Source organism: Microbacterium sp. NPDC055502 (assembly GCF_053643635.1).
In genome coordinates this window covers 950,156-963,014 of the sequence record NZ_JBSHKJ010000002.1, presented here as the reverse complement: position 1 = coordinate 963,014, position 12,859 = coordinate 950,156, and the positions used below count along the sequence as shown (strand labels likewise).

Annotated in this window: 12 protein-coding genes; 9 read left to right on the top strand and 3 right to left on the bottom strand. The window is 70.2% G+C overall.

The genetic code is table 11. The annotated features are described in order from the left end of the window. Positions 1–11: 11 nt before the first annotated feature. Positions 12–1,082, top strand: a complete 1,071-nt coding sequence (gene trpD / locus ACWH95_RS15695) for an anthranilate phosphoribosyltransferase (RefSeq protein WP_136036543.1) — start codon at positions 12–14, stop codon at positions 1,080–1,082. A gap of 2 nt (positions 1,083–1,084) precedes the next feature. Beyond that, the gene (locus tag ACWH95_RS15690; RefSeq protein ID WP_454120945.1) at positions 1,085–2,071 is read left to right on the top strand and encodes a PHP domain-containing protein; all 987 of its coding nucleotides are present in this window, start codon (positions 1,085–1,087) and stop codon (positions 2,069–2,071) included. Positions 2,072–2,074: 3 nt separating this feature from the next. On the opposite strand, the gene ACWH95_RS15685 is transcribed toward ACWH95_RS15690, so the two are convergent. The 3 genes from ACWH95_RS15685 to ACWH95_RS15675 form a co-directional block, all read right to left on the bottom strand. After that, positions 2,075–3,025: a 5'-3' exonuclease gene (locus tag ACWH95_RS15685; protein ID WP_454120944.1), complete on the bottom strand. Its 951-nt coding sequence runs from the start codon at positions 3,023–3,025 to the stop codon at positions 2,075–2,077. A 31-nt stretch (positions 3,026–3,056) separates the two neighbouring features. Next, entirely contained in the window at positions 3,057–3,620 is a 564-nt protein-coding gene (locus ACWH95_RS15680) for a hypothetical protein (RefSeq protein ID WP_454120943.1), read from the bottom strand. Positions 3,621–3,856: 236 nt separating this feature from the next. Beyond that, positions 3,857–4,402 carry a hypothetical protein gene (locus ACWH95_RS15675; protein ID WP_454120942.1) on the bottom strand — a complete coding sequence of 182 codons (546 nt, stop codon included), beginning with the start codon at positions 4,400–4,402 and terminating at the stop codon, positions 3,857–3,859. 234 nt (positions 4,403–4,636) lie between these two features. Between ACWH95_RS15675 and rpsA the strand changes: the two genes are divergently transcribed. From rpsA to ACWH95_RS15640, 7 genes are all read left to right on the top strand, one after another. After that, positions 4,637–6,091 (top strand): 30S ribosomal protein S1, encoded by a 1,455-nt coding sequence (rpsA, locus tag ACWH95_RS15670; protein WP_136028795.1) that lies wholly within the window; start codon positions 4,637–4,639, stop codon positions 6,089–6,091. Positions 6,092–6,235: 144 nt separating this feature from the next. Beyond that, positions 6,236–7,078, top strand: a complete 843-nt coding sequence (locus tag ACWH95_RS15665) for an ABC transporter ATP-binding protein (RefSeq protein WP_206253325.1) — start codon at positions 6,236–6,238, stop codon at positions 7,076–7,078. Then, complete coding sequence (locus ACWH95_RS15660) at positions 7,075–8,121, top strand: aliphatic sulfonate ABC transporter substrate-binding protein (RefSeq protein WP_136036537.1); 1,047 nt, start codon at positions 7,075–7,077, stop codon at positions 8,119–8,121. Before ACWH95_RS15665 ends, ACWH95_RS15660 begins: the two co-directional genes overlap by 4 nt. After that, complete coding sequence (locus ACWH95_RS15655; RefSeq protein ID WP_136028798.1) at positions 8,118–8,975, top strand: ABC transporter permease; 858 nt, start codon at positions 8,118–8,120, stop codon at positions 8,973–8,975. The genes ACWH95_RS15660 and ACWH95_RS15655 overlap by 4 nt, the downstream gene beginning before the upstream one ends. Beyond that, positions 8,966–10,975, top strand: coding sequence for an acetate--CoA ligase (gene acs, locus ACWH95_RS15650; protein WP_136036536.1), 2,010 nt, complete (start codon positions 8,966–8,968; stop codon positions 10,973–10,975). Before ACWH95_RS15655 ends, acs begins: the two co-directional genes overlap by 10 nt. Further along, positions 10,972–12,276: an O-acetylhomoserine aminocarboxypropyltransferase/cysteine synthase family protein gene (locus ACWH95_RS15645; RefSeq protein ID WP_136036535.1), complete on the top strand. Its 1,305-nt coding sequence runs from the start codon at positions 10,972–10,974 to the stop codon at positions 12,274–12,276. Before acs ends, ACWH95_RS15645 begins: the two co-directional genes overlap by 4 nt. After that, complete coding sequence (locus ACWH95_RS15640; RefSeq protein WP_136028803.1) at positions 12,273–12,854, top strand: CoA-binding protein; 582 nt, start codon at positions 12,273–12,275, stop codon at positions 12,852–12,854. Before ACWH95_RS15645 ends, ACWH95_RS15640 begins: the two co-directional genes overlap by 4 nt. The last annotated feature ends 5 nt before the right edge of the window (positions 12,855–12,859 follow it).

Genomic DNA, 12,859 nt, shown 5'->3' with positions numbered 1-12,859 from the left:
GGATCGCACACATGGCTGAATCCCTGACCTGGTCCGATGTGCTCACCACCCTCCTCGAGCGTCGGGACCTCAGCGTCTGGGAATCCACCTGGGCGATGCGCCAGATCATGTCGGGCTCGGTCACCGAGGCGCAGCTCGCGGGGTTCCTCATCGCACTCAGGGCCAAGGGGGAGACCATCGACGAGATCGTCGGCTTCCGGGACGCGATCCTCGAGGCGGCCGTTCCTCTCCCGGTCTCGCCGGACGTTCTCGACATCGTCGGAACGGGCGGCGACCGCGTCGGGACCGTCAACGTGTCCACGACCGCGGCCATCATCATCGGCGCCACCGGAGTCCCTGTCGTCAAGCACGGCAATCGCGCTGCGAGCTCGGCATCCGGCTCCTCCGACGTGCTCGGCGCGCTCGGCCTGGAGCTCTCGCTGGACCCCGCTGCCGTGGCCTCGATCCTCGACCGGACCGGGATCACCTTCGCGTGGGCCGGGGCGTTCCATCCCGGTTTCAAGCACGCGGGAGCTGTGCGCGCGCAGCTCGGCGTTCCGACCGTGTTCAACATGCTCGGCCCGCTCTGCAACCCCGCACGAGCCGAAGCGAACGCGGTGGGGGTGGCGCAGATGGAGCGGGTCCCGCTCATCACCGGCGTCTTCCGCACCCGCGGCGCCACCGCCCTCGTGTTCCGCGGAGACGACGGGCTGGACGAGCTCACCACGACCGGTCACAGTCGCATCTGGGAGGTGACCAGAGGCGACATCCACGAGCACGACCTGGATCCGCGCGACCTCGGCATCCCGCTCGCCGACCTCGCCGACCTGATCGGCGGCTCGCCCGAGCACAACGCGGACGTGCTGCGACGCACGCTCGCGGGTGAGACCGGGCCCGTGCGTGACATCGTGCTGCTCAACGCCGCGGCCGGGATCGTCGCGTTCGAGCTCTCGCAGGACGCCACGCAGGTGCAGCGGCCGATCCTGGAGCGTCTGCGTGAGGGATACGCTCGCGCGTCCGCGGCGGTGGACGACGGGCGGGCCCTCGCGAAGCTCGACGCGTGGATCGGTGCGAGCCGCGAACTGGCCGCCGTCGAGGAGTGACCATGGAGCCCGTCGACGCCCTCCTCGAGATCGCCTCGCTGCTCGAGCGCGAGCGGGCATCGCGGTATCGGGCGAAGGCGTTCCGACAGGCAGCCGCCACGTTCGAGGATCTCCCCGAGGACGTGCGGAACGACCCCACCCGGCTTCGCGCCGCACGGGGGATCGGGGAGTCGACGTTCGCCGTGATCCGCCAGGCCCAGGAGGGCCGCATCCCCGAGTACCTCGTAGAGCTGCGCGGCGAGGTCGAACCCGAGCGGGTCTCGGAGCTGCGGGGCCGACTGCGCGGCGACCTGCATGCCCACACCGACTGGTCGGACGGCACCACATCCATCGAGGTGATGGCCGCCGCCGCTCGAGCCCAGGGGCACGAGTATCAGGCGATCACCGATCACTCGCCGCGTCTGCGGGTGGCGCGTGGCCTCTCCGCCGAACGGCTGCGGGTGCAGATGCCGCTCGTGCGGGCGCAGTCTGGCGACGGTTTCACGCTGCTCGCGGGCATCGAGGTGGACATCCTCGAAGACGGGTCTCTCGACCAGGACGACGATCTCCTCCGGGAACTCGACATCGTGGTCGCCTCCGTGCACTCGAAGCTGCGCATGGACGCCAGGCCCATGACCGCGCGCATGATCGCCGCCGTCTCGCATCCACGCGTCAATGTGCTCGGTCACTGCACAGGCCGGCTCGTGCAGGGCGACCGGGGGACGCGCCCGCCGTCGGCCTTTGACGCTGCGGCGGTTTTCGCCGCCTGTGCCGAAAACGGCGTGGCCGTGGAGATCAACTCGCGACCGGAGCGACAGGATCCACCCGACGAGTTGATCGCGATCGCTTTGGAAGCCGGGTGTCTCTTCTCGATCGACTCCGACGCCCACGCGCCGGGACAGCTCTCGCTGCTGGACTACGGTGCCGAACGCGCCGAGCGTGCGGGAGTGCCCGCGTCGCGCATCGTCACCACCTGGGGTCTGTCCCGCCTGCTCGCCTGGGCGGAGTGACGCTCACTCCTCGGTCGCTGCGCGTCCGGCCTCCGTCACCGCGGTGACCGCCCGCGTCATCGAGCCGCCGAGGTTCCACCTCTCCGCCAGTGCCGTCGCCGTCGTGACCTCGCTCTCCGACAGGGCACGGAGGGGGACGTCCGGTGTGGCGATCGGGAGATCCGTCGCCACGGCCACGACGGTCGGTGCGACGTCGAGGTAGGCCGTCGCTGCGAGGATCTTGGCGCGCACCCCTGCGCTCATGCCCTCACCCGCCTCCGCCGCCTCCCGGATCCCCACCAGGTCGCCGTGCACCCCCAGCAGCGTGGCCGCCGTCTTCTCGCCCACCCCGGCGACGCCGGGGAGGCCGTCGGACGCATCCCCTCGCATCGTGGCGAAGTCGGCATACTGCGACGGGAGCACCCCGTACTTGGCGACGACGGTGGCGTCGGTGACCACCTCGAGGTTGCTCATGCCGCGCGCCGTATAGATGACCCGGACGTCGGCGGCGTCGTCGACGAGCTGGAAGAGGTCGCGATCGCCCGTCACGATGTCGACCGGCATGGATGCGTGCGTCGCCAGGGTGCCGATCACGTCGTCGGCCTCGTGCTCGGCCACACCGACGATCGGGATCCCGATGGCGGCGAGGGTCTCGCGGATGAGCGGGATCTGCGCCTCGAGGGGATCGGGCACCTCCTCGACGTCCGGCGCACCGGCCACGACCTCCACCACGCGGTGCGTCTTGTAGCTCGGGATCAGGTCGACGCGCCACTGCGGCCGCCAGTCGTCGTCCCAGCAGGCGACCACGTGCGTCGGCTGATACAGGGTGATGAGCTTCGCGACGATGTCGAGCAGTCCGCGCGCGGCGTTGATGGGGGAGCCGTCCGGGGCGGTCACGTTGTCGGGCACGCCGTAGAAGGCGCGGAAATACAGACTGGCGGTGTCGAGCAGCATGAGGCGTTCGGCGCGGGGCATGGCTTCAGGGTAGAGCGTGCGTGCGCACGGGTCAGCAGCCGGGGGCGGTGGGTTGCTCGGTGCACGTGTGACGGACGAGCGCTGTGGTGGCCTCATAGATGCGGATGGCCTGGCCGGGCCCGGGGATGGTGAGCTCGCCGGGGAGGGGCACCCAGCCGCTGCCGGTGTCGAGCTCGGCGGTGTAGTGGACGGCGGTGGTGGCGGTGTAAGTGCCGCGGGCGCGGTACACGTGGCTGGTGGGGGTGGGGGTGAGCTGGGATTGACGGAGCGCGGCCCACGGGAGTCCCGGCGTCGTGGTGGATGCGGTCGTGCCGTCGCCGTAAACGAAGTCGTAGCGGACCGGGGTGAAGCGCACGGTGATGGGCGTGCCCAGGAGAGTGCCGGTGCGGGCCGGAGGGGCGGTGGGGGTGAGGAAGTTCGTGGGGAGTCCGGCGACGCCGATGTTGGACGGCTCGGCGCTGGTGGCGGCCGGGTACGGCGCGAACTCGGCGACATCGGTGATCGTGAGCGCGGGACCCGGGGCAGCAGGCCGGGGTGCGGGAGGAGTCTGAGGAGCCGTGGCGCGGCATCGTTCATCGGCTATTCCCGCGCACACGTCGGACTGACGGTTCTGGTCCGGGCGGGGGTAGCGACGGGGCGTGCCCGTGTGGCGTGCGTCGGGGGTGGCTTCGACGGGGGATGCGCCGGGACGAGTCTGTGACGCCGACACGGTGAGGACGTCTCCCGAGACGTTCGCGGTCAACCCGCTCTCCGGGTCAGCGGGCGGCGGTGCTACGGCGCCTGCGGCTCCGGTGGCTACCAACAGCAGTGCTGTTGTGATGCGCGCCCGAACTAGCACGAGAGCTCTTCGGTCGCGACGCTCGAGTAAATCGCGAGCCCGGTGCTGGTGTCGGCACGACGAAGTTCCACCTGAAGTGGCTGTCGTAGTGGGCGGTCCGGCGCGACGACGGACACCCCAGCCGAGTTGACGACTTCGACGTTCGACACATCGAAGCAGAGTCGCGCGATGATGGACGTCCCATCGTAGGCAACAGGCGTGAACGTGTCGAAGGACGATTCGCCAATGCGAGCAACGCCCTCGGCGTTGTAGTTGGTGAGGGACTTCCTGGACGCTGCTAGTGCGTCGGATCGCAGCCAGACGAAGACGGGCTCGAAGGTGCTTGCGTCGCTGAGGACGGTCTCGTTCGCCGCATCCCGATAGGCGCGATACGTTGCTTCGGCGGCGGCGAAGGCATCTTCCTTGTTCGCGAACAGCGGGGTGGCGGTGGGGCTCGGGGTCGTGTGCGGGGTTTGTGCGCAGGCGGCGAGGCTGAGGAGCGTGGCGACGAGTGCGGCGGTGAGCGTCGCTCGGAGCCGGATGGTGGATGACGGGATCACCCGGTCACGGTACGGGGAATGCGGGGTCGGGCGTCACGGTTGTCCACAGGGGAGCGGCGAACCCTCCGCTCGCGGGCGGATCGCTTCTTCTGATAGCCTGAATCGTCACTCGTGGCGTGCATGCGCATGCCCAGGTGCCGAACAATCACAATCCAACCGCTGTGAAGCATGCTGTCGGCCGTGCGCGGCCGCGCTTCCAGCCCGAGTATCCATTCAACAAGGACAACCCACTACATGACTACCGCAACGACCGCCCCGGCCACCAAGCAGGTCGCCATCAACGACATCGGATCTGCTGAGGACTTCCTGGCCGCGGTCGAGAAGACCCTGAAGTTCTTCAACGACGGCGACATCATCGAGGGCACGATCGTCAAGATCGACCGCGATGAGGTCCTCCTCGATGTCGGCTACAAGACCGAGGGCGTCATCCCCTCGCGCGAGCTCTCGATCAAGCACGACGTCGACCCCAACGAGGTCGTCGCCGTCGGCGACCAGGTCGAGGCCCTCGTTCTCCAGAAGGAGGACAAGGAAGGCCGCCTGATCCTCTCCAAGAAGCGCGCCCAGTACGAGCGCGCCTGGGGAGACGTCGAGAAGATCAAGGAGAACGACGGCGTCGTCACCGGTACGGTCATCGAGGTCGTCAAGGGTGGACTCATCGTCGACATCGGCCTCCGTGGCTTCCTCCCGGCGTCGCTCATCGAGCTGCGCCGCGTGCGCGACCTCACGCCGTACCTCGGCCAGGAGATCGAGGCGAAGATCCTCGAGCTCGACAAGAACCGCAACAACGTCGTCCTCAGCCGCCGCGCGCTGCTCGAGCAGACGCAGTCGGAGTCGCGCACCACGTTCCTGAACAACCTGCACAAGGGTCAGGTCCGCAAGGGTGTCGTCTCGTCGATCGTCAACTTCGGTGCGTTCGTCGACCTGGGCGGCGTGGACGGTCTCGTGCACGTCTCCGAGCTGTCCTGGAAGCACATCGAGCACGCCTCCGAGGTCGTCGAGGTGGGCCAGGAGGTCACCGTCGAGATCCTCGAGGTCGACCTCGACCGCGAGCGCGTCTCCCTGTCGCTGAAGGCGACGCAGGAGGACCCGTGGCAGGTCTTCGCCCGCACCCACGCGATCGGTCAGGTCACGCCGGGTAAGGTCACCAAGCTCGTTCCGTTCGGTGCGTTCGTGCGCGTCGCAGACGGCATCGAGGGCCTCGTCCACATCTCCGAGCTCTCCAGCAAGCACGTCGAGCTGGCCGAGCAGGTCGTGTCGGTCGGCGAAGAGGTCTTCGTCAAGGTCATCGACATCGACCTCGAGCGTCGCCGCATCTCGCTGTCGCTGAAGCAGGCCAACGAGTCGGTCGACCCCAACGGCACCGAGTTCGACCCGGCCCTGTACGGCATGCTCGCCGAGTACGACGAGAACGGCGAGTACAAGTACCCGGAGGGCTTCGACGCCGAGACCGGTGCGTGGAAGGAAGGCTTCGACGCCCAGCGCGAGGCATGGGAGCAGGAGTACGCTGCGGCCCAGGCTCGCTGGGAGGCGCACAAGGCTCAGGTCGCCAAGGCGGCCGAGGCCGAGGCTGCGGCCGGCGACGACTTCGGTGGCCAGTCCTTCTCGAGCGAGTCGGCCGGTGCCGGCACGCTCGCCGATGACGAGGCTCTCGCCGCTCTGCGCGAGAAGCTCTCGGGCGGCAACTCCTAAGTAACATTCCGAGAAGGGCCGTCACCCCGCCTCCGGGCGGGTGTGGCGGCCCTTTTCGCGTACCGGATTCGGTGGCGATCCGCTGCGTGACGGAACATTACGACCGCATTCGTAACACAAGAGCCGCTCCGCCAGCATGGGCCTATGACCGCCCTGCTGCCCGCGTCGCGCACCGCCGACGTCACGACGACCGCAGCGACGGCGCAGGACGTGCGACTCGACGCCGTCGAACGGTCCTTCCCGATCGCACGAGGCACCCGCCGGGTGCTGCGCGGCATCGACCTGGACATCCGCGCGGGGGAGATCGTCGCCGTCGTCGGCCCCTCCGGGTGCGGCAAGTCGACTCTCCTGCGTCTCGTGGGCGGACTCGATGCGCCGAGCCGCGGCAGCATCCGCATCGGGGGCACCGCGGTCGCCGACGTGGACGAGCGCACCGCGGTCGCCTTCCAGGAGCCGCGGCTGCTGCCCTGGCGGACGATCGCACAGAACGTCGAGCTCGGCCTGCCGCGAGGCACCGGGCGTCGAGCGGGACGCGCGCGCGTGCAGGAGCTGCTGCACCTGGTGGGACTCGACCATGCCGCCGATCAGCGCCCGCGTGAGGTTTCCGGGGGCATGGCGCAGCGGGCATCCCTCGCGCGAGCCCTCGCCCGCAACCCCTCCGTGCTGCTGCTCGACGAGCCCTTCGGCGCGCTCGACGCCCTCACGCGCCTGCGCATGCACGACCTGCTGCTGAAGATCCACGCAGCCGAGCCCACCACCGTGCTCCTCGTGACGCACGACGTGGAAGAGGCCCTCTACCTCGCCGACCGCGTGCTGCTGCTGCGCACCCTCGGCGACCACGACCACGCCTCCGTCGCCCGCACGATCGAGGTGCCGGGAGCCCGACCCCGCGACCGCGCCGACCGCGGCCTCGCCGACCTGCGCGCCGACCTCCTCGAGGGACTCGGCGTCGACACCCACCACCGCAGCACCGAGGAGACCCGATGAGCACCATCACCCGCCGAATCATCCCCGCGATCGCGCTCGCCGGGACGATGATGCTCGTCGCGACCGGCTGCGTCGCGGGCGAGAATGCGACCGCCGACACCGACACCGACACCGCACCGGCGGCCGACGCCGAGTGGTCGTCCGACACCCTCTCCATCGACTTCGCCACCTACAACCCGCTCAGCCTCGTCGTGCGCGACCAGGGGATCCTGGAGGACATCCTGGGCGACGACGTGACGGTCGAGTGGGTGCAGTCCGCCGGCTCCAACAAGGCGAACGAGCTGCTCCGCTCCGGCTCGGTCGATGTCGGCTCGACCGCGGGATCCGCGGCGCTGCTCGCCCGCGCCAACGGCTCGCCCATCCAGGTGATCGACATCTTCTCGCAGCCGGAGTGGTCGGCGATCGTCGTCGGACCCGACAGCGACATCACCTCGGTCGAAGACCTGAAGGGCGCCTCGGTCGCGGCCACCAAGGGCACCGACCCCTACTTCTTCCTGCTGCAGGCGCTGGACGAGGCGGGCCTCTCCCTGTCCGACGTCGAGGTGCAGAACCTGCAGCACGCCGACGGTCGCGCCGCGCTCGACGGCGGCTCGGTGGACGCGTGGGCCGGGCTCGACCCGATCATGGCAGCCGCCGAGGTCGAGTCGGGGGACACGCTCGTCTACCGCAACGTCGACTTCAACACCTACGGCTTCCTCAACGCCACGGAGGACTTCCTCACCGAGCACCCCGACCTCGCCCAGGCCGTCGTCGACGCCTACGAGCAGGCGCGCGAGTGGGCTCTGCAGAACCCCGAGGAGACGGCGGCGCTGCTCGCGGAGGTCGCGGGCATCGACGTCGAGGTCGCCACCACCGTGATCCAGGAGCGCTCGAACCTCGACGTGAGCGGCATCCCCGGAGACGACCAGCTCGCGGTGCTCGAGAAGATCGCGCCCGTGCTCGCCGAGTCCGGCGACGTGCAGGGAGGCCAGGCGTCGGTCGACAAGGCGCTCTCGTCGATCGTGAACGACACGTTCGCGAAGAAGGCGGTCGGGGACGAGTGACCGATCTCGACCAGCGGGTGATCGTCCCGGCGGACTCGCGGGACGCGCTCGACGTCGCGAAGGGCGAGCACCGGCGTCCGACCGGCGCGGGGCACGGGTGGAACCGCCCGGCCGTGCGGGTCATCGCCGGGCTCGTGCTCCCGCTGCTGATCCTCGGCGCCTGGCAGTACGTGACCGCGACCGGGATCGTGCCGCCCTACCGGCTGCCCGCACCCGCCTCGGTCGTGACGGCCGGTGTCGAACTCGCACAGCGCGGAGAACTGTGGACGCACATCGCGATCTCCGTGCAGCGCGTGCTGCTCGGCTTCGCGATCGGCTCGGTGATCGGTCTCGCGGTCGCCGGGATCGTCGGTCTCTCGCGCCTCGGCGACGTGCTGCTGAGTCCCACGCTCGCTGCGCTGCGGGCCGTGCCCTCGCTCGCCTGGGTGCCGCTGCTCATCCTGTGGATGCAGATCGGCGAGGAGTCGAAGGTCACCCTGATCGCGATCGGTGCCTTCTTCCCCGTGTACACCACCGTCGCCTCGGCCCTGCGACACGTCGATCCGCAGCTGGTCGAGGCCGGCCGCTCGTTCAGCCTGCGCGGATGGTCGCTGTTCCGGGTGGTGCAGCTGCCCGCCGTGATCCCCTCCGTCGTGTCCGGACTGCGGCTCGCCCTGGCTCAGGCGTGGCTGTTCCTCGTCGCTGCGGAGCTCATCGCGTCGTCGATGGGGCTCGGCTTCCTGCTGACCGACTCCCAGAACAGCGGCCGCGTGGACCGGATCCTGCTGTCGATCGTGCTGCTGGCCCTGCTCGGCACCCTCACCAACGGGGTGCTCGCGCTGGTCGAGAAGTACCTGCTGCGGCGATGGACGTGACCGCGACCGAGGCCCGGCTGCACGAGACGCGCGTCTACCCGCCGTCACCGCTGTTCCCGGATGCCAACGTGACCGCCGAGGCCTACGCCAGGGCGGCCGCCGACCCCACCGCGTTCTGGGAGGAAGCCGCACGGCGGCTGGAGTGGTCTGCACCGTGGCACACCGCGCACGAGTGGGAGCCCCCGATCGACGGGCGCGTTCCCGCCGCGCGGTGGTTCGTCGGCGGACGGCTCAACGTGGCCGTGAACTGCCTCGACCGCCATGTCGCCGCGGGCCGCGGAGACCGGGTCGCGCTGCACTTCGAGGGCGAGCCCGGCGACCGGGAGTCGGTAACGTACGCCGACCTGCTGCGCCGAGTGTCCCGCGCCGCGAACGCCCTCACGGCGCTCGGCATCGGCGCGGGCGACCGGGTCGTGATCTACCTGCCGGTGCTCGTGGAGACGGTGGTGGTCACCCTGGCGTGTGCGCGCATCGGCGCCGTCCACTCGCTCGTGTTCGGCGGGTTCTCGGCGGAGGCCGTGCGCTTCCGGCTCGAGGACACCGGTGCGAAGCTCCTCGTCACCAGCGACGGGCACTTCCGCCGCGGTGCCGCGACCGAGGTCAAATCCACCGCCGACCGTGCGGCAGCGGGCCTGGACACCCTGGAGCACGTCCTCGTGCTGCGCCGCACGGGCCAGGACGTGCCGTGGACCGAGGGCAGAGACGTGTGGTGGCACGACGTGGTCGACACGGCCTCGCCGGTCCACGACGCGGAGGCGTTCGACGCGGAGCATCCGCTCTTCGTGATCTACACCTCCGGCACCACCGGGAAGCCCAAGGGGCTTGTGCACACGTCCGGCGGCTACCTGACGCACGCGAGCTGGGCGCACTGGGCGCATTTCGACGCGAAGCCGGACGACGTGCACTGGTGCACAGCCGACCTGGCCTGGGTCACCGCGCACACGTACGAGATCTACGGGCCACTGTCGAACGGTCTGACGCAGGTGATCTACGAGGGCACGCCGGACGCCCCGCATCGCGAGCGGCACCTCGAGATCATCGAACGGTACGGCGTCACTGTGTACTACACGGCCCCGACGCTCATCCGCACGTTCATGACCTGGTTCGGCGCGGACCTCCCCGCGGGTCACGACCTGTCCTCGCTGCGTCTGCTGGGCACGGTCGGCGAGGCCATCAACCCGGAGGCCTGGGTGTGGTTCCGCCGCGCCTTCGGCCGCGATGAGCTGCCCGTGATCGACACGTGGTGGCAGTCGGAGACGGGGGCCGCGATGATCGCGCCGCTGCCGGGGGTGACGGCGCTCAAGCCGGGTTCCGCCTCGGTCCCGCTGCCCGGCATCGACGTGGCCGTGGTGGACGAGCACGGCGACGAGGTCGCCGCCGGTCAGTCGGGCACGCTCGTGGTCCGGCGGCCGTGGCCCGGCATGGCGCGGACGGTGTGGAGCAACCCGCAGCGCTATCGCGACGCGTACTGGTCGGCGTACGCCGGCCGGGGCGAGCACGGCGGCTACTACGTCGCGGGTGACGGAGCCACGAGGGATGCGGACGGGTACATCTGGATCCTCGGCCGGCTCGACGACGTCGTGAACGTGTCGGGTCACCGGCTCTCCACGATCGAGATCGAATCCGCCCTCGTGGCCCACGACACCGTCGGCGAGGCGGGCTCGGCCGGAGTGCCGGACGCCGTCACCGGACAGGCCGTCGTGGCGTACGTGACCCCGTCCGGCCGGGCGGAGGTCGAACCGGCCACGCTGCGCGAGCAGGTCGCACGGGCGATCGGCCCGGTCGCGAAGCCCCGACACATCGTCGTCGTGCCTGATCTGCCGAAGACCCGCTCCGGCAAGATCATGCGCCGACTGCTGGCAGAGTTGTGGGAGGCCGAGCACGACCGTCGAGCCGGTCGAGTGCCCCGCCCCCTCGGGGACACCACCTCGCTGCAGAACCCGTGGGCCGTCGACGACATCGCCGACGTGCTCTCCGCCGCCGAACTGAGGACATCATGACGGAAGAACATCGCTTCGGGTTCCGCACCAGGGCCCTGCACGCCGGCGGCACGCCGGACGCATCGACGGGCGCACGGGCGGTGCCGATCTACCAGACAACGTCGTTCGTGTTCGACGACGCGGCGGACGCCGGAAACCTGTTCGCTCTGCAGAAGTACGGCAACATCTACTCGCGCATCGGCAACCCCACGGTCGCCGCGCTCGAGGAGCGCCTGGCCTCGCTGGAGGGCGGCATCGGGGCCGTCGCGACCGCCTCGGGCATGAGCGCGGAGTTCCTCACCTTCGCGGCCCTCGTCGGGGCCGGGGACCACGTCGTCGCCGCGGCACAGCTCTACGGCGGCACGGTGACGCAGCTCGACGTGACCCTGCGCCGCTTCGGCGTCGAGACCACGTTCGTCGCCTCGACCGACCCTGTCGACTTCGCCGCGGCGATCCGTCCGGAGACGAAGGTCGTGTACGTCGAGATGATCGGCAACCCCTCCGGCGAGATCGCGGATATCGAGGGTCTCGCCGCGGTCGCCCATGCGGCGGGCGTCCCGCTCGTCGTGGACGCGACGCTCGCCACGCCCTACCTGGCGCGTCCGCTCGAGCACGGTGCGGACATCGTGATCCACTCGGTCACCAAGTTCCTCGGCGGCCACGGGACCACCCTCGGCGGTGTCGTGATCGAGAAGGGCACCTTCGACTGGGGCAACGGGAAGTTCCCGCAGATGACGGAGCCCGTCGCGTCGTACGGCGGCATCCGGTGGTGGGACAACTTCGGCGAGTACGGCTTCCTCACCAAGCTCCGCTCCGAGCAGCTGCGCGACATCGGGCCGGCGCTGAGCCCGCAGTCGGCGTTCACCCTGCTGCAGGGCATCGAGACGCTGCCGCAGCGCATCGACGCGCACCTCGCCAACGCCCGGGTCGTCGCGGACTGGCTGGCATCCGACCCGCGGGTCGCCTACGTCACGTGGGCGGGTCTGGAGGATCATCCGCATCACGAGCGTGCGGCGAAGTACCTCCCGCTCGGTCCCGGCTCCGTGTTCGCGTTCGGGGTGGCCGCGGACGACGGGCGTGCCGCGGGGGAGAAGCTGATCGAGAACCTGCAGCTCGCGTCGCACCTGGCGAACATCGGCGACGCCAGGACCCTGGTGATCCACCCGGCCTCGACCACGCACCGCCAGCTCACCGAGGAGCAGCTCGCGGACGCCGGGGTGCGTCCCGATCTGATCCGCATCTCGGTCGGGCTGGAAGACGCGGACGACATCCTCTGGGACCTGGATCAGGCCCTCACCATCGCGACGGGAGTCACCCGATGAGCGCCACGACCTCGACCGGCGACGCCTGCGCTCTTCCGGCGGCGCCCGCGGACGGGCAGAGCTGCGCCCTTCCCGCGGCCGCGCCCGCCCCTGGTCGCACGTGGACGGGGCCCACGCAGCAGGAGCGGTTCGCGCTGCTCCGCCGGGCGAGGACCATCGCGATCGTCGGAGCGTCGAACAACCCGGCACGGGCGTCGTTCTTCGTCGCGACCTACCTGCTGTCCAGCACGGCCTACGACGTGTACCTGGTGAACCCGCGGGAGACCGAGATCCTCGGACAGCCCGTCTACGCCTCCCTCGCGGACCTTCCCGTGCGGCCGGACATCGTGGACGTGTTCCGTCGCCACGACGACCTGCCGGGCGTGGCGCAGGAGGCGATCGACGCGGGGGCCTCGACCCTGTGGCTCCAGCTCGGGTCGTGGAACGAGGAGGCCGCCACGATCGCCGAGGCCGCGGGGCTCGCGGTGGTGATGGACCGGTGCATCAAGATCGAGCACGCACGCTTCCACGGCGGACTGCATCTCGCGGGATTCGACACCGGCGTGATCAGCTCGCGACGGCAGTTGCTCGCGCGCTGAGGCCC